Source organism: Thermococcus marinus, assembly GCF_055389025.1.
Map to the genome: position 1 here is coordinate 1161434 of NZ_AP042417.1, position 17185 is coordinate 1178618.

The 17185-nt window shown below is 55.5% G+C and carries 15 protein-coding genes; 10 read left to right on the forward strand and 5 right to left on the reverse strand.

Features of this window, described 5'->3' with window-relative positions:
* Nucleotides 1-16: 16 nt before the first annotated feature.
* Nucleotides 17-1177 (reverse strand): tRNA pseudouridine(54/55) synthase Pus10, encoded by a 1161-nt coding sequence (locus tag ACZ5ER_RS06455; protein ID WP_050003114.1) that lies wholly within the window; start codon nucleotides 1175-1177, stop codon nucleotides 17-19.
* 44 nt (nucleotides 1178-1221) lie between these two features.
* On the opposite strand from ACZ5ER_RS06455, the gene ACZ5ER_RS06460 reads away from it, so the two are divergent.
* From ACZ5ER_RS06460 to ACZ5ER_RS06480, 5 genes are all read left to right on the forward strand, one after another.
* Nucleotides 1222-1515, forward strand: coding sequence for a transcriptional regulator (locus ACZ5ER_RS06460; protein ID WP_050003115.1), 294 nt, complete (start codon nucleotides 1222-1224; stop codon nucleotides 1513-1515).
* Between the two features lie 62 nt (nucleotides 1516-1577).
* Complete coding sequence (gene gatD / locus ACZ5ER_RS06465; RefSeq protein ID WP_464934052.1) at nucleotides 1578-2897, forward strand: Glu-tRNA(Gln) amidotransferase subunit GatD; 1320 nt, start codon at nucleotides 1578-1580, stop codon at nucleotides 2895-2897.
* Between the two features lie 5 nt (nucleotides 2898-2902).
* Nucleotides 2903-4795, forward strand: a complete 1893-nt coding sequence (gene gatE, locus ACZ5ER_RS06470) for a Glu-tRNA(Gln) amidotransferase subunit GatE (protein WP_464935131.1) — start codon at nucleotides 2903-2905, stop codon at nucleotides 4793-4795.
* Between the two features lie 31 nt (nucleotides 4796-4826).
* Nucleotides 4827-5330, forward strand: a complete 504-nt coding sequence (locus ACZ5ER_RS06475) for a hypothetical protein (protein WP_050003118.1) — start codon at nucleotides 4827-4829, stop codon at nucleotides 5328-5330.
* A 103-nt stretch (nucleotides 5331-5433) separates the two neighbouring features.
* Entirely contained in the window at nucleotides 5434-6024 is a 591-nt protein-coding gene (locus ACZ5ER_RS06480; protein WP_464934053.1) for a hypothetical protein, read from the forward strand.
* On the opposite strand, the gene hmgA is transcribed toward ACZ5ER_RS06480, so the two are convergent.
* Both hmgA and ACZ5ER_RS06490 read right to left on the reverse strand, forming a co-directional pair.
* Nucleotides 6021-7241 (reverse strand): hydroxymethylglutaryl-CoA reductase (NADPH), encoded by a 1221-nt coding sequence (gene hmgA / locus ACZ5ER_RS06485; protein ID WP_050003120.1) that lies wholly within the window; start codon nucleotides 7239-7241, stop codon nucleotides 6021-6023. The two genes, ACZ5ER_RS06480 and hmgA, sit on opposite strands and share 4 nt — an antisense overlap.
* A gap of 16 nt (nucleotides 7242-7257) precedes the next feature.
* Nucleotides 7258-8001, reverse strand: coding sequence for a MinD/ParA family ATP-binding protein (locus tag ACZ5ER_RS06490; RefSeq protein ID WP_050003121.1), 744 nt, complete (start codon nucleotides 7999-8001; stop codon nucleotides 7258-7260).
* A 193-nt stretch (nucleotides 8002-8194) separates the two neighbouring features.
* Here ACZ5ER_RS06490 and tdh point away from each other — a divergent pair, with 193 nt between their 5' ends.
* The 4 genes from tdh (at nucleotide 8195) to truA (ending at nucleotide 13578) form a co-directional block, all read left to right on the forward strand.
* The gene (tdh, locus tag ACZ5ER_RS06495; RefSeq protein ID WP_050003122.1) at nucleotides 8195-9244 is read left to right on the forward strand and encodes an L-threonine 3-dehydrogenase; all 1050 of its coding nucleotides are present in this window, start codon (nucleotides 8195-8197) and stop codon (nucleotides 9242-9244) included.
* A gap of 70 nt (nucleotides 9245-9314) precedes the next feature.
* Complete coding sequence (gene pheS / locus ACZ5ER_RS06500) at nucleotides 9315-10814, forward strand: phenylalanine--tRNA ligase subunit alpha (protein ID WP_464934054.1); 1500 nt, start codon at nucleotides 9315-9317, stop codon at nucleotides 10812-10814.
* Between the two features lie 6 nt (nucleotides 10815-10820).
* Nucleotides 10821-12527 carry a phenylalanine--tRNA ligase subunit beta gene (gene pheT, locus ACZ5ER_RS06505; protein ID WP_464934055.1) on the forward strand — a complete coding sequence of 569 codons (1707 nt, stop codon included), beginning with the start codon at nucleotides 10821-10823 and terminating at the stop codon, nucleotides 12525-12527.
* A gap of 247 nt (nucleotides 12528-12774) precedes the next feature.
* Nucleotides 12775-13578 carry a tRNA pseudouridine(38-40) synthase TruA gene (truA, locus tag ACZ5ER_RS06510; protein WP_050003125.1) on the forward strand — a complete coding sequence of 268 codons (804 nt, stop codon included), beginning with the start codon at nucleotides 12775-12777 and terminating at the stop codon, nucleotides 13576-13578.
* Here the strand turns inward: truA and ACZ5ER_RS06515 are convergent.
* Nucleotides 13525-14913: a DEAD/DEAH box helicase gene (locus ACZ5ER_RS06515; RefSeq protein WP_050003126.1), complete on the reverse strand. Its 1389-nt coding sequence runs from the start codon at nucleotides 14911-14913 to the stop codon at nucleotides 13525-13527. The two genes, truA and ACZ5ER_RS06515, sit on opposite strands and share 54 nt — an antisense overlap.
* A 72-nt stretch (nucleotides 14914-14985) precedes the next feature.
* Between ACZ5ER_RS06515 and ACZ5ER_RS06520 the strand changes: the two genes are divergently transcribed.
* Nucleotides 14986-16251 carry a UbiD family decarboxylase gene (locus ACZ5ER_RS06520; protein ID WP_050003127.1) on the forward strand — a complete coding sequence of 422 codons (1266 nt, stop codon included), beginning with the start codon at nucleotides 14986-14988 and terminating at the stop codon, nucleotides 16249-16251.
* An 11-nt stretch (nucleotides 16252-16262) separates the two neighbouring features.
* On the opposite strand, the gene ACZ5ER_RS06525 is transcribed toward ACZ5ER_RS06520, so the two are convergent.
* On the reverse strand, nucleotides 16263-17180 hold the full coding sequence (locus ACZ5ER_RS06525) for an ABC transporter ATP-binding protein (protein ID WP_464934056.1): 918 nt from the start codon (nucleotides 17178-17180) through the stop codon (nucleotides 16263-16265).
* Between the last annotated feature and the right edge of the window lie 5 nt (nucleotides 17181-17185).

Below are 17185 nucleotides of genomic sequence, written 5' to 3' on the forward strand. Positions count from 1 at the left end.
TTCTAAAGAAAACCTGCTACTCATCAAGGATGTTAAGGACATCAAGCCTCTCGCACCACGCGTTCTTTCCGAGCAGGTCAGTTACCGAGGGCTTTGTGCGCCCTTTGTCGCCGGAGATTAGCTCCTTGATGTAGAGCCCGCCGTCGGTGACGAGGCGGAGCTCAAAGTGCTTCCCGTCAACCCACCTCGCCTCGGCCTCGTGAACCTTCCTCACCCGCACCCTGTCGGCCCTCGCCTTTCTAACGCGCCAGGGCGTCCTCTGGTGGATTTCAAGGCCGGTGAGCTTTTTCGCAACTTCCTCGGCTTCCTCGGGAGTGACCCCTTCCTCGACGAGGACGAGCGCGAGGTATTCTTTCCTGTGGTTCTTCGTGAGCACTTCCTCGGCTTCCTTTGCCGAAACGAAGCGCAGGTTGAGCACTTCTACCTTCCCGCTCGCGTTTATCTCTTCCGCTACATTCTCAAGGTTAACCTTTCTCCTCTTCGGGCTCTTAACTTCAACTATGAAGGGCCTCCCGTTGCCGAGCATCCTTACGTCAACGTCCTCCCTTCCGGCGCCCTTAAAGACGCACTTCCCCACAAAGGCCCTCGAAAACGCCCTGCAGATTATAGAAGCGACGCTATCCTCGAAGTCCGGCAGGGGCGTCTGTGGAATCCCGCGCACGAGCTTTCTGTAGCGACCGTAAACGTAGATGGGATTAATCTGGAGCTCAACATTACCTGAAAACGGTTCCACGATGAAGACGACGTCCGGTTCCTTGGAGGTTTCCTTCCCTGTGGCCCGGCCAAAGGCCTTTCCGAGCTCGCGGTTGAACTCCCTGTTTATCGGCTCGGCGGTGTCAATCCCGAACTCCCCCCAGATGGCTCTCTCTTTCTCTCTGATTTCCTCCGGGAAGCGGGAACCCACAAGAAACGTCTCGAACTCAATACCCTCGCTCGCCTTCTTCATAGTCTCCACGAGCTCGGGAATCCTGTCAAAGACGTTGTGGCAGAGCCCGCACTCATCTGGCTCCTTTATGGGTTCTAAACCCTCCGCAGAACGCTCCATGTTGAGTACAAACCTTACCGCTCTCCCGCGCTCCTCGTTGGTGCCCTTGCCGAGCTTGGCGAAGAGCCTGCCGAGGCAGTGGTCGCAGAGCCTGTATTTTTCAAGGACTTCGCCGGCCTTCTCGACTATCATTGTCTCACCCTAAAGCTTTTTATTTTCTCGCCCAACTTCCTCCGATGGCCACTCGGCGGGAACGGATAATAAGCCTTTTGGAGGAGAGGGACTATTCCGTAAGCGAGCTAGCGCAGGTTCTCGGCATCAGGGGAAAGGGGAGCAAGAGGCTAATCCTCGAGGACATCAGGGCCATTCAAAAAGTCCTTAAACGCGAGGGGAAGGTTCTCCTCATAAAGCCCGCTGAATGCAGGAAGTGTGGCTTCCGCTTTAAACCGGAAATCAACATCCCGTCCCGCTGTCCCCGCTGCAAGTCCGAGTGGATTGAGGAGCCGAGGTTTATGATAGCCGGGCGGTGAAGCAAAAGGCCTTATAAGCTCGGCCCTTATTCTCATCGGTTGAAGTGAACGAGGGGATGCGCATGAGAAAGGTTGAGGAATTTATGAAGAGACATAACCTTGAAGTGGGCGACCTAATCAGGGTCGTCAAGAGGGAGGGGGACGAGAGGATTACCTTCGAAGGCCTCGTGATGCCACCCTACGAGCTTTCTCCTGGGGAGACGCTGACGATAAAGCTCGACAACGGCTACAACGTCGGCGTTCTAATTGACGCCATTGAGAGCGTTGAAGTCATTGAAAAGGCCGTCGAGAAGCCGAAGATGGAGTTCAAGGAGGTTCTGCCGAGGAGGGAAGGGCTTCCGAGCGTCACGATTCTAGGAACTGGAGGGACGATAGCGAGCAGGGTTGACTACAAGACCGGTGCCGTCCACCCGGCTTTTACCGCCGAGGAGCTGGCGAAGGCCGTCCCTGAGATATTCGAGATGGCGAACATCACGCCCAAGCTCATTATGAACATACTCAGTGAGGACATGAAGCCGGCCTACTGGGTCAAAATCGCCGAGGAGGTTGCCAAGGCCCTCAACGGGGGTGAGGACGGCGTTGTCATAGCCCACGGAACCGACACTATGGGCTACACGGCCTCTGCCCTGAGCTTCATGCTGAGGAACCTCACGAAGCCCGTTGTCCTCGTCGGTGCCCAGAGGAGCTCCGACAGGCCGAGCAGCGACGCGGCCATGAACCTCACCTGCGCGGTCAAGATGGCGACGAGCGACATCGCCGAGGTCATGGTGGTGATGCACGGCGAGACGAGCGACACCTACTGTTTGGCCCACAGGGGCACAAAGGTCAGGAAGATGCACACCAGCAGGCGCGACGCCTTCAGGAGCATCAACGACGTCCCGATAGCGAAGGTGTGGCCGAAGGGCGAAATCGAGTTCCTCAGGAGCGACTACAGGAGGAGGGGCGAGGGAGAGGTTATAGCTGATACCAAGATGGAAGAGAAAGTCGCCCTCCTGAAGGTCTACCCGGGAATCAGCGGTGAGATACTCGACTTCCTTGTGGACAAAGGTTACAAGGGCGTTGTCATAGAGGGAACAGGCCTCGGCCACGTCCCGCAGGACTTCATCCCGCACGTTGAGAGGGCAGTTCAGGAAGGCGTTGCCGTCTGCGTCACGAGCCAGTGCCTCTACGGCAGGGTGAACCTCAACGTCTACTCGAACGGCAGGAAGCTCCTGAGGGTCGGGGCTATTCCATGTGAGGACATGCTCCCGGAGACGGCCTACGTCAAGCTCATGTGGGTTCTTGGCCACACCAACGACCTGAAGGAAGTGGAGAAGATGATGCTTACGAACTACGCCGGCGAGATTACGCCTTACACAAGGTACGACACGTTCCTGAGGTGATGAAGATGACCGAGAAGTTCGATTACAGGGAGCTCGGCCTTAAGGTCGGCCTTGAGATTCACAGACAGCTCGATACCAAAAAGCTGTTCTCTCCAGTTCCGAGCGAGCTTACCGAGGAGGTTGATTTCACCTTTGAAAGGCGCCTCAGGCCAACGATGAGCGAGCTCGGCGAGATAGACCCAGCCGCACTCGAGGAGTTCAAGAAGGGGAGGAAGTACATCTACGAGGGCAGCTACGAGCTGAGCGACCTCGTTTACATGGACGAGGAACCGCCGAGGGGGCCGGACAGGGAGGCTTTAGAGGTCACGCTCCAGATAGCCTATTTACTGAACGCCAAGCCCGTTGACGAGGTCCACTTCATGAGGAAGATAGTCATAGACGGCTCTAACGTCTCCGGTTTCCAGAGGACTGCTGTTATAGCGCTCGACGGGAGGGTTGACACGCCCTGGGGAAGCGTTGGAATCCCGACGATATGCCTTGAGGAAGACGCCTGCAGAATCGTCGAGAGGAAGGAGAAGGAGGTAATATACCGCCTCGACCGCCTCGGAATTCCACTGGTGGAAATAAGCACGACCCCCGACATACACCACCCTGAGCAGGCCAAGGTCGTCGCCAAGTACATTGGAGACGCGCTCAGGGCCACGAGGAAGGTCAAGCGCGGTCTCGGAACGATAAGGCAGGATTTGAACGTCTCGATTAAAGGTGGAGCGAGAGTTGAGATTAAGGGAGTGCAGGAGCTCGACATGATTCCGCTTATCATCGAGAGGGAAGTTGAGAGACAGCTCAACCTGCTCAAAATCCGCGACGAGCTCCGCGAGAGGGGCGTTAAGCCCGAAGACATTAAGGAGGAGTTCTACGACGTCACCGACGTCTTTGAGAACACTGAGTCCAAGATAATCGCGAGGACGATTAAGAAGGGCGGAAAGGTTCTCGCAGTGAAGCTGCCGAAGTTCCGCGGGCTCATAGGCAGGGAAATCCAGCCCGGCAGGAGGCTCGGCACCGAGATGGCAGACAGGGCGAAGAAGTACGTGAAGGGCATCTTCCACATTGATGAATTACCGAATTATGGAATTAGGGAAAAAGAGGTTAATGGAGTTATTGAAAAACTTGGCCTCGGCGAGCTTGACGCCTTTGTCCTCGTCGCGGCCGACGAGGAGACCGCAAAGAAGGCCCTCGCGGAAGTCGTTAAGCGCGCGAGGGAGGCCATTGAAGGCGTCCCCGAGGAGACGAGGAGGGCCCTGCCCGACGGCAACACCCAGTACATGCGCCCCCTGCCCGGCAAGGCTAGGATGTACCCGGAGACGGACATACCCTCGATATTCATCCCGCCCGAGGAGAAGGAGAGGATTAAGGCCAACCTCCCGGAGCTCCCGCAGGAGAGGGTCGAGCGCTACGTGAAGGAGTATAAGATTGACAAAAGCCTGGCAGAAACCCTTGTTAACGACGAGCGCGACGAACTCTTCGAGGAGCTCGTGGAGAAGGGTGTGAAGCCCTCGCTGGCCGCTTCAATCCTCGTTGTCGTCCTCAAGGGCCTCAAGAAGGAGGTTCCAATTGAAAACATCACCGACGACCACATCAGGGAGGCCTTCCAGCTCTACACCGAGGGCAAGATAGCCAAAGAGGCCTTCGAGGAGATATTCAAGGAGCTCGCACTCCACCCGGAGAAGAGCGCCGCCCAGGTGGCAGAGGAGAAGGGACTCACCCTGCTCAGCGAAGAGGAAGTTGAGCGCATCATAGACGAGGTCGTCCAGCAGAACATCGAGGTCATTAAAGCGAAGGGCATGGGCGCCATGGGCATGGTAATGGGTCGCGCCATGGCGAAGCTCCGCGGAAGGGCCGACGGAAAGCTCGTCAGCACCTTGGTGAGAAAGAAAATTCAGGAGCTCAGCGGAGGCTAACCTTTTAAGTCCCTTCTCTTACTTTCCATATATGGTCAAGGCAAAGTTCGTGGTTCACTACCATGAGGTTGATGACGAAGGCGAACCGAGAAAGGCCCTCAAAAACTACATTGCACTCTTCTCTCCCGATGTGGGTACTCTGGCAGACGCCGTTCTGCAGGCCTCGTATTTAAGCCCCAAGATAACCGTTGTGAGAACTCCAAGTGTAATCTATGTCGCTCCAGGTGAATACGAGATTGAGGGAAAGGCCTACGAATTCCTCGTCGGGAAAGAAGGCGGCCTTAGAAAGGTCGCTGAAGAAATCCTCGGCGTGAAGAGGCTCAAGCTCGACACCGTCGTTAACATCGTCCAGGCCGTTCTCTGGGGTCTGGTTCTCCTCCTTGGATACCTTGGCTACAGAAACGACGTCCTCAGAGAGGCCTCATCATATATGATAGTCCTTCTCGCCCTCTCCTGGGCGATTGAGAACTTTAGAAGGGGCTACAAAAAGCGGGAGCGGGTCAGAGCATCGGCTCCTCATCACGACTCAGAGTGAGGGAAACTGCTCATCATCCCCAATGTCCATTCAGCATGCTCTTTTAAAGTCTGTTCTGCCCAAAAGCAAAAATTCTTTAACGTATAAGGTTGCTCTATCCCTTATGAAGCTGATAAATGCGGTCTCGGTTCTTTATTATCAGCTGAGTGTCCCCCCAGAGCGGGTCAGGGAGGCCTTTCCATCTGCCATTGAGTTCAAGAACCCGACTGGGGAAAGCTTCTCAATAGTCGAGCCCCCAAAAGGGAATGCCGGGCTTCTCGTGATTGACCTTAAGGGGGAAAACCGCCACGTATTCGTCCTTCCCGTTGGAGAGGACCTGGTCTTAATCAATGACAGTCTTCCGAGGGTTTTTGTAGTGCCTCGTGGGGGCCTTGGCGATTTCTTCAGGGCACTTGCGGAGGACAACCCCGATGAAATCCTCGATAGGGGGCTGGGAAAGAAGGGCAAGAAGTGGCGCTTCCTCATAGACTTCATTGCAACGCTCGCAGTGGTCTCCATTGGGGAATACTTCAACCTCGAGCTGGGAGTCTGGGGCGCCGTGCTCCTCGGCGCAGTTTTTGGGGTCGTTGAGTATCTCCTTGGCCCTAAAAAGGGAAACTTTCGAACTCTGGCAACGGAGCTTAATGAAAAGACCGTCAAAAAGGTATACGAAGTCTCGGAAAAGAAGGGAAAAGTCGTGAGGGTGTCCCTTTAGCGCCCCAGCTCCTTGTGGGCCTTTGCCAGGTGCTTTGCAGCTATCGCCGCAAGGAGCGAGAGCTCGCCCGCTAGGACAGCACCTGCCACTATCTCCGCGAACTTCTTGGCGTTCGTTCCGGGCGGGTCTCCGCCGCCGGCGACGCCCATGATTGAGAGGGCCTCCCTCTGGGTCGGGACGCGGGTTCCACCGCCGACGGTTCCGATTTCAAGGCTTGGCATCGTTACGCTGATGTAGAGGTCTCCCTCAGGGGTGACCTCTGCCAGGGTTATGCCATGGGAGCCCTCTGTAATCTGGGCCTCGTCCTGTCCGGTGGCGAGGAAGATTGCACCGACGATGTTTCCGAAATGAGCGTTGAAGCCGTAGGAGCCGGCCTGTGCGGAGCCGACGAGGTTCTTGCGGTAGTTCACCTCGGCTATGAGCTCCGGCGTGGTCTTCAGCTTTTTCTCGACGATTTCGCGCGGGACTATCGCCTCCGCTATGACGGTCTTCCCGCGCCCGTTGATGAAGTTCATGGCGTTCGGCTTCTTGTCAACGCAGAGGTTGCCTGAGAGCGCTAAATAGCGAACGTCCGGGAACTCCTCCTCGATGACCTTCATTATCTCCTCGCTCGATATCGTGACCATGTTCATGCCCATTGCATCGCCGGTCTCGAACTCAAAGCGCAGATAGAGGTTGTTGCCGACGATGTAGGGCTTAACATCCCTCAGCTTCCCGTGTCTGGTGACCTTACTGACCGCCTTCTCCTGGAGGTAGTCGATGTTGGCCTTGACCCACTCGGCAACCTCCCTGGCGCGCCTTGCGTCCGGGCACTTGAGAAGTGGTGCACGAGTCATTTTATCATCAATGAGAGTCGTCTTAACTCCGCCGGCCTCCGTCAGGGCAGAACAGCCGCGGTTAACGCTTGCAACGAGCGCGCCTTCAGTGGTCGCGAGCGGTATGTAGAACTCGCCCTTGGCATATTCGCCGTTTATTTTAAGCGGCCCGGCGACGCCCATCGGTATCTGGACGACGCCTATCATGTTCTCGATGTTCCTGCCTATGAGCTGCTCCGGGTCTATGCTGTAGTGCCCGATGTGCTCGAGCTTGACGCCGAGCTTCTTCTCAAGGGCCTTCCGTCTGACTTCGGTCGCCCTTCTCTTGTCGGTGTACTTTTCGACCTGGTGGAGTTTTATCTCTCCCTTAACGACTTTCTCAACGAGCTCTTCAAACTCCATTTCAACACCCCCAGAATCAGCCGAATATCCACTCTTCAAGGACTTCCCCGATTTCTTTAAACGCGACGGCGGCGTCGCTGTTGGGACGGTATTTAACTATGGGGATTCCAACGTTGATGGACTCGGGGACGTTGTAGTCAAAGGGAACCCACCCGAGAACAGGGACATCGAGGTCGGTTTCAATCGCCTCGATTATCTTGTCCACAACGTCCGCGCTCTCGCGAACCTTGTTAAGGACAACACCTATGTTGAGGTTGTACTTCTCTCCAAGGGCCTTCAGCTTCTCTATTTCGTTTTTGACCATCGTCTCAAAGGAGTAAATCGGTGAACGCTCTATTTCGACGACTATAATCTGGTAGTTAGCGACCTGGAACGTTGGAAGCGTGTCAAAGGGAACACCAGTGGGGGAATCTACAAAAACGACGCCAAACTTGTACTTTACCCTCTCAAGGATATCAACCAGCTTCCTCGGCGATATCCCGAGGACGTCCTGGAGCTGGGTGCTCCCAGGCATTACGTAGACTCCGGTTTCATTGTGGCGGTATATGGCCCACTCGGGGTCTATATCGGGGTTCTTCAGAAGGGTGTGGACTGTGTACTTAACGGTATCAAGGGCAAAGTGAAAGCCGAGGTTCGGGAGATACAAATCTCCGTCAACGGCCAGAACTCGATACTCCTTCATGGCGAGGTACGAACTTAGGTTTGCCGTTGTGGTAGTTTTGCCGGCACCTCCACGCCCTGTTACGACGACTACCGCCATCACTCTCCCTCTAAGTTTCTCTTCTTGACGTTGAGGATATAAGGTTTTCCTCTGAATACCTGCCGGAGCTCTGATTTCTGGCCCTCGTGTACACAGTTCTGTCCACTCATGAGCCTCTTAGCTTCGATGAACACAAAAGGTTTATATCATTCCGCCCTTAGATTTCCGTTGTAAGGTTAAGGAGATGGTCGCCATGGCCGAAAAAATGCCCGCTATTATGAAGACTAAACCCGCTTACGGAGCTGAGCTCGTTGAAGTTGACGTCCCCAAGCCCGGGCCGGGCGAAGTCCTCATCAGGGTTCTCGCCACCAGCATCTGCGGTACGGACCTCCACATCTACGAGTGGAACGAGTGGGCGCAGAGCAGGATTAAGCCGCCCCAGATTATGGGCCACGAGGTGGCTGGAGAAGTCGTTGAAGTCGGCCCCGGTGTTGAAGACCTTCAGGAGGGCGACTACATAAGCGCGGAGACGCACATCGTCTGCGGAAAGTGCTATGCCTGCAAGCACAACCGCTACCACGTCTGCCAGAACACCAAGATTTTCGGCGTTGATATGGACGGTGTCTTCGCTACCTATGCCATAGTCCCCGCCCAGAACGCCTGGAAGAACCCCAAGGACATGAAGCCCGAGTATGCCGCCCTCCAGGAGCCGCTCGGCAACGCCGTTGATACCGTCCTGGCCGGCCCGATAGCTGGAAGGAGCACGCTCATAACCGGCGCCGGCCCGCTCGGACTGCTCGGCATAACCGTTGCCAAGGCCTCTGGAGCCTACCCGGTCATCGTGAGCGAGCCGAGCGACTTCCGGAGAAAGCTCGCCAAGAAGGTGGGTGCGGACTACGTCATCAACCCCTTCGAGGAAGACCCTGTTGAAGTCGTCATGAGCATAACAGACGGCGCAGGTGTAGAGGTCTTCCTTGAGTTTAGTGGTGCACCGAAAGCCCTTGAGCAGGGACTTAAGGCGACAACCCCCGGAGGAAGGGTCTCACTCCTCGGCCTCTTCCCGCGCGACGTCACGCTCGACTTCAACAACCTCATAATCTTCAAGGCCCTCGAAGTCCACGGTATCACCGGAAGGCACCTCTGGGAGACCTGGTACACGGTCTCAAGCCTCATCCAGAGCGGAAAGCTCAACCTCGACCCGATAATCACCCACAGGTACAAGGGCTTCGACAAGTACGAGGAAGCCTTCGAGCTCATGCGCGCCGGCAAGACCGGCAAGGTCGTCTTCTTCCCTAAGGAGTGATTTTTCTTCCCTTTTTCTCCCACCGCAATTCTTAAGTAAACCATCTCTCATTTCGAGCGGAGGTGTTGGAATGGAGCTGAGCTATCAGGAAAAGCTCACCCTCATCAAGCTCAACGAACTGAAAAAGGCTAAGTTCGAGGAGCTCGTCAAAGAAACTGGACTCGAACAGGTAGCGGTCATGAGGGCCGTTCTCGGCCTGCAGGCGAAAGGTCTGGCCAAACTCCACGAGAGGAGCGAGAGAGTCGTTAAGCTCACCGAGACTGGAAAGAGGTACGCCGAGGTAGGCCTTCCCGAGTGGAGGGCTCTAAAGGTTCTCCGCGAGAAGAAAAAGGTGACCCTCGACGATCTCAGAGAAGTCCTCAGCGACGACGAGCTGAAGCCCATAGTCGGCCTCCTCAGGAAGGAAGGCTGGGCAAGCGTTAGGAAAGAAGACGGAAAGCTCGTCCTCGAAATCACCGAGAAGGGGCTTAAAGCCGAAAATAGGCCCATTGACGAGGCCCTAAAGCTCCTCGTCGAGAGGGAGATTGTTCCTGTTAAGGAAATCGAGAAGCTCGTTCCCGTTAAGGAGCTCAAGAGGAGGAAAATCGGAGAGGAGGAAACCATAACCGAGAGAACCGTCGAGATTACCCCGGAGGGCGAGGAGTTAGCTCCAAAAGTGGAGCTGAAGCGGGAGGTTTCAGTTTTAACCCCCGAGCTCATAAAGTCGGGCAAATGGCGCGAGGTCGAGTTCAGGAAGTTCGACATAAAGGCCCCCGTCAGGAGAATCTATCCCGGCAAGAAGCAACCTTACAGGGCGTTCCTCGACAAGATAAGGAGAAGGCTTATCGAGATGGGCTTCATAGAGATGACCGTCGAGAGCCTCATCGAGACTCAGTTCTGGAACTTTGACGCGCTATTCCAGCCCCAGAACCACCCGGCGAGAGAGTGGACTGACACTTACCAGCTCAAGTACCCGAAGACCGGGTTCCTGCCGGAGAAGGAGCTTGTCGAGAGGGTTAAGGCCGCCCACGAGCACGGTCTGGCAGGCTCACGCGGTTGGGGCTACGTCTGGTCTCCAGAGAGGGCGATGCTCCTCATGCCGAGGGCACACGGCACTGCTCTAAGCGGTAGACAGCTCGCCAAAGGCGTTGAGATTCCCGGAAAATACTTCACAATCCAGCGCGTTTTCCGTCCGGACGTCCTCGACAGGACGCACCTCATCGAGTTCAACCAGATTGACGGCTTCGTCGTTGGGGAAGACCTCAACTTCAGGCACCTGCTCGGAATCCTCAAGCGCTTTGCAGTTGAGATTGCAGGAGCAAAGAAAGTCAAGTTCCTGCCCGACTACTATCCGTTCACCGAACCGAGCGTCCAGATGAGCGCCTACCACCCTGAACTCGGCTGGGTCGAGTTCGGCGGTGCCGGAATCTTCCGCGAGGAGATGACCAAGGCCCTTGGAATAGACGTCCCGGTCATCGCGTGGGGAATCGGAATCGACAGATTAGCTATGTTCAAGCTCGGGATAGACGACATACGCTACCTGTTCAGCTACGACCTCCGCTGGCTGAGGGAAGCGAAGCTGGTGTGGTGATGGGAGATGCCAAAGTTTGACGTGTCAAAGCGGGATTTGGAGAGGCTCGTTGGCAGAGAATTCACGGTCGAGGAATGGGAGGACCTCTTCCTCTACGCCAAATGCGAGCTGGACGACGTCTGGGAGGAGAACGGTCAAATCTACTTCAAGGCCGACTCAAAGGACACCAACAGGCCTGACCTCTGGAGCGCTGAAGGAATAGCGAGGCAGATTCGCTGGGCGCTTGGATTCCAGAGGGATCTGCCGAAATATGAGGTCGAGAAGAGCGACGTTACCGTTTACGTTGACGAAAAGCTGAAGGACATCAGGCCCTACGGTGTCTACGCCATAGTCGAGGGCCTCAGCCTTGACGAGGAGGCCCTCAGGCAGATGATTAACCTCCAGGAAAAGGTCGCCCTCACCTTCGGAAGGAGAAGGAGAGAAGTCGCAATAGGAATCTTTGACTTCGACAAGGTGAAGCCTCCTATATACTACAGAGCGGCGGAGAAGACCGAGAAGTTCGTCCCGCTGGGCTTCGAGGAGGAACTTACGCTGGAAGAAATCCTTGAGAAGCACGAGAAGGGCCGTGAGTACGGCCACCTGATAAAGGACAAGCCCTACTACCCACTTCTCGTTGATTCCGAAGGTAAAGTCCTCTCAATGCCCCCGATTATAAACTCCGAGATAACCGGAAGGGTAACGACCGAAACGAGGAACGTCTTCGTTGACGTTACGGGCTGGGATTTGAACAAGGTCATGCTTGCCCTTAACGTTGTCGTCACAGCTTTAGCGGAGCGCGGAGGAAGGATTAAGAGCGTCAAGGTGGTTTACCCGGACTTCGAGGTCGTGACCCCCGACCTCACCCCGAAGGAGTTTGAGGTCGAGCTGGACTACATAAGGAAGCTTGCGGGCCTCGACCTGAGCGACGAGGAAATCAAGGAGCTCCTTGTGAGGATGATGTACGATGTCACCCTGGAGGACGGCAAGGCGAAGCTCCTCTACCCGGCTTTCCGCGACGACATAATGCATGCGAGGGACGTTTTGGAGGACGTCCTCATTGCCTATGGCTACAACGAGATTGAGCCGGAGGAGCCGAAGCTCGCCGTCCAGGGCAGGGGGGACAAATTTATCGAGTTTGAGGACGCTGTGAGGGAGCTTATGGTCGGCTTCGGCCTGCAGGAGGTCATGACGTTCAACCTAACGAACAGGGAGGCCCAGTATGGAAAGATGAACCTCGAATACGGAAGGGACTACTTCAGCAACCCGCCGGCTGAGCTCGTCGAGATAGAGAACCCGATAAGCCCCAAGTGGTCTGCCCTTAGAAGCTGGCTCCTTCCAAGTCTGCTCGACTTCCTGAGCCAGAACACCCACGAGGAGTACCCGCAGAGGCTCTTTGAGGTAGGAAAAGCAACGCTCATCGACGAGAGCAGGGAGACCAAGACCGTCAGCGAGAGCAAACTAGCGGTCGTCCTGGCCCAGCCGAGGGCAACCTTCACCGACGCGAAGGAGATACTTGAGGGTGTGATGCGCCACCTCGGCTTCGAGTACGAGCTCGAAGAAGTTGAGCACCCAAGCTTCATATCGGGCAGGGCCGGAAGAATAATCGTGAACGGAGAGGCCATCGGTGTCATCGGGGAGATACACCCTGCGGTGCTAGAAAAGTGGGGAATTGAGATGCCCGTTGCGGGCTTTGAGCTGTTCCTCAGGCCACTCTACACGGAGCCCTACCTCTAACCCCCGCTTTTCTTCTCCTTTAGTTTCTCCAGCCCCACGCACATCAGCTCGTAGTTTGTGATGCTGAGCAGGACTTCAATGTCGAACACATCCTTCATGCTCTCACCCCAATTTCCCCTTCTCAACCCTGTTTATCAACGTTTTGGGAATTCTTTTGTATTTTATTCGAATCTATGATTTACAAACATCAAGAATCTTGGACAATGTTCAAGGAAGGCTTTTTATACTCCTGCTCAAAGCGCCAATCATGAAGCTCGCCCTCCGTGTGGCCTACGATGGGACGGCGTTCTACGGCTTTCAGAGACAGCCAGGGGTTAGAACCGTTGAGGGGGAGCTTATCCGGGTTCTGACGAAGCTTAAAATCATCGAGAGTCCTGAAAAAAACGACTTCAAAGGTGCCTCCCGGACCGACCGGGGGGTCTCAGCCTTCTTTAACGTCGTTTCCTTCCTCCCCGGTGAGAGAGCCGATTTAGCGAGGCCGGAAGTCCTAAACCACCACCTCAAAGACCTCTGGGTTCTCGGAGTCGCTGAGGTCCCCCTTGAGTTCCACCCGAGGTTCTGGGCCGGCTCAAAGACCTACCGCTACTACCTCATTGACGAGGGCTTTGACCTTGAAAAGGTTCTCGAGTGTGCCCGGCTTTTTGAGGGCGTCCATGACTTCTCGGCCTTTGCAAAGCTTGAGCCGGGGAGGGACCCCGTAAGGGAAATAAGGGAGGTAAGGGTAATCCCGATGAACGGCTACTACGTTGTGGAAATCACGGGCAAGAGCTTCCTCTGGGAGATGGTGCGGAGAATAGTCAACGCGCTCCGCTTCTGCGGGCTCGGTCTTCTTGAGAAAGGGGACATAGAAGCTATGCTCTCCGGCACTTACCGGAAAAAAGTTCCGCCGGCACCGCCTGAGAACCTCCTGCTCTGGCACATAGAGTACCCTGGAATCAAGTTTGAAACGGACAAAAAAGGCCTAGCCAAGGCAAAACGCGACCTCTTTGAGCGCTATTCAAGGGCCCTTGCGCGTGCGGCGCTTTTTGGAGACTGCCTCGTCGAGCTTTGATTCCCTGTCGTAGTACTTTCCGTAGTACTGCTTCAGCGCCTTCTGACGCTCTATGAAGTGCGTGTAAAGCAGCGGGTCGTCGTCGGCGACGTCAACGATAACGGCCCTCATGCCTTTCTTCGGCCTCAGCGCCCTCCCTATGGTCTGTATCGTCATGATATCGCTCTTTCCGCCGCCGGCCAGTATTATCGCCGAAATCTCAGGGATGTCAACTCCCTCCTTTAGGAGGGTCGAGATTAAAACCGGAATCTCGCCCTTCTTGTATGCCTCAAGGACCTCCCAGCGGTTCTGGCTCTGTGAGCTGAGAAACTCAGCCTTTACGCCCTCCTTTTCGAGCATCTCTTTCAGGATTTTGCCGTGTTCGATGCGCTTGACGTCTATGAGGACGCGGTGACCCTTTTTAACGAGCTCTTTGGCCTTCTCCGCTATGGCCCTGTTCCTCTCGTCGTTGTTCATCACAACGTCCTCATAGAGCTCTTTATAGCGCTCGCTAAATGACGGCATGCTTGACTCGTACGTTATGACCTCAAACCTGGGCTTCGCCAGAAAGCCCTCCCTGATTAAGTCCTCTGCCTTGACCTCGTAGATTATCGGGCCCACGACGGCCTCAATCTTTATCTCCTCACCCCTGACGCGCCTCCACGGCGTTGCTGAGAGCCCGAAGCGGTAGACCTGGGGGAGGCTTATTCCCAGCTGGTAGAACTTCTCTGCGGCGGAAGTGCGGTGGCACTCATCGAACATGACTATCGCGTAGTCGTTCTGGAGCTTGTCAGCGCCCCTTGAGAGAAGGGTCTGTATCATAGCGACAGTTACGTTCTCCTCGTTCCACTTGTTGTCGCCGACGATTCCGGCTTTAACGCCGAGGAGCTCCTCGACCTTCTCGGCCCACTGGTAGAGGAGCTCCTTCGTGTGCACCACTATGAGGGCGGAGAGGTCAAGCTCGTGGATAATCCTCAGCCCGACGACGGTTTTTCCGCTTCCGACGGGCAGGGCTAAGACACCCATCTTCTCCTTGAGCGCCTTTTTGACGGCCCTCTGCTGGTATCTTCTCAGAGAATAGTCCTCGTTCCATGTCGAGTTGAGCTTGGTCCCCCTAATTTGCCTCTCGTCTTTTACCCTAACCCGGTAGCCCTTGGAGTTGAGGAACTTCTTGACCCTTGGGAGCAGGCCCACTGGAAACGTCTTCTCGTAGGGGTCATAGAGGCTCTCAGGCTTCTCCCATTTGCCGTAGTCCTTCTTGTAGGTGAGCAGGTCGTATATCTTGAAGTAGACGCTTGGGTCTGCCTTCTCAATCTTGACCAGTGCGGAACCGTCTGGGATTCTGAGGACTACCATGGGCATATTCAATCAAAGCAAATCTGGAAAAAGGCTTTATAGCCCTTTTGGAAGAAAGGGTCAGGTGGTGTTATGCTGAGGGACATCCTTCAAAAGTTCGATGATTTGGTTGTCATAAAGGAGCCCGTGAGCAAGGAGCTTGAGATAACCCGCTACCTCCTCAAGTACAGGGACAGGCCCGTCCTGTTCGAGGACGTGGGTGGCTGGAAGGTGGCGGGCAACATATGGAGCACCCGCGAGAGGATAGCCTCTTTTCTGAACACGGAGAAAGAAAGGCTCGTGCACGTCCTTACTGAGGCCATAGAGAACCCCTCGCCCTACAGAACCGTCGAGGGCGCACCATTTCTGAAGAACTCCACGCGCGACTTCTCGCTGATAGAGCTTCCGATTCCAAAGTACTACCCGAAGGACGGCGGTCAGTACTTCACCTCTGCCATGGTGATAGCCAAAGACGAAAGCGGCTTCGTCAATGTGTCTTTCCACAGGATTATGGTGCGAGACGAGAAGACTGCCGCGATAAGGCTCGTCCCAAGGCACCTCTACGCCATGTGGAAGGACAGGGCCGAGCACGGGGAAGAGCTTGACGTCAGGATTGTGGTTGGAAACCCCGGCCACCTGCTCCTGGCTGGGGCAACCAGCGTGGCCTATGGCGTGAGTGAGCTTGAGATAGCCTCAAAGCTGAGTGAAATGGCCTTCGGAAAACCGCTTGAGGTCGTCGAAGTCGGCGGAATACCCGTCCCTGTCGAGAGCGAGTTCGTCTTCGAGGCAAGGATAACCCCGGAGCTTGTTGATGAGGGCCCGTTTGTTGACATAACCGGAACCTACGACTACGTGAGGAAGCAGCCGCTTGTCGTGTTTGAGCGCATGTATCATGTGGACGAGCCGATATTCCACGCCCTCCTGCCTGGAGGATATGAGCACTTCATGCTCATGGGCCTCCCCAAGGAGCCCCAGATTTACGCGAGCGTCAAGCGCGTGGTTCCCAAGGTTCACGGCGTAAGGCTGACTGAAGGCGGTGCAATGTGGCTCCACGCCGTTGTTAGCATAACCAAACAGCACGACGGCGACGGCAAGAACGCTATTCTTGCCGCCTTTGCGGGCCACCCGAGCCTGAAGCACGTGGTTGTCGTTGACGAGGATATTAACATCTACGACGACCGCGAGGTTGAGTGGGCGATAGCGACGCGCTTCCAGGCCGACAGAGACTTGGTCATAGTGCCTAACGCCCGCGGCAGCTCCCTCGACCCCTCCGCCGAAAAAAGCCTCACGACGAAGTGGGGCATTGACGCGACGAAGCCGCTGGAAAGAAAAGAGGAGTTTGAGAGGGCGAGGGTTTAGCCCTCCCCCTTTTACTCCACCAACTTCAGGAATATCTCTTCGAGGCTGGGTTCTTTGACCTGCATTGCGAGTATCTTGGCGCCCTGGGAAGCCACGTAATCGTGAAGCTCCTCGCGAATGTCCTCGGGCGAGACGACACGATACCTGTTCCCCCCAAGGGGAGTGACACTCCAAGGAGCAGAACTCCAGTCAACAGGCCTGTTAGTCTCGATTATGATGGTGTAACCGGCCTCCCTGAGGAACTCGCGCTTGATGTTCTCAATGCTGTCCTCCAGCACGAGCCTGCCCTTCACGATCACGCCAACCGTGTCGCAGACTTCTTCAACGTGCGCTAAAATATGGCTCGAGAAAAAGACTGTCTTCCCAGCCTTCCTTTGCTCCCTGATAATCTCCTTGAACTCCGCAATACCAGTCGGGTCGAGGCCCGTCATAGGCTCGTCCAGAATCAACAAGTCAGGCTCATTAATAAGCGCCTGGGCAAGCAAAAGCCTCTGCCGCATACCCTTAGAGAACTTACCGACTTTCTTGTTCCTGACGTCCCAGAGGTTAACCATTTTGAGAATCTCCTCGGCACGCTTCTCCCGCTCGGCTTTGGAAATTCCGAAGGCCTTGCCGATTATGTGGAGGGTTTGCATGGGGGTTAGGAACTCCCAGAGGGTGGCGTGCTCGGGCATATAGCCGATTCTGGCTTTTGCCTTAACGAGCTTACCCTCGTCGAACCTTCCGTTCTGGAAGACTTCCTCGCCGAGGAGTTCAATGCGTCCTTCTTGCGGGAAGACGAGGCCAAGGAGGCTCAGTATGGTTGTGCTCTTCCCGGCACCGTTGGGTCCAAGGAAACCGTAAACAACACCCCTCGGGACTCTCAATGTGAGCCCATCAAGGGCCCTGACGTCCTTGTAAACCTTAACCAGGTTTTCCACGGTAATCATTGCTA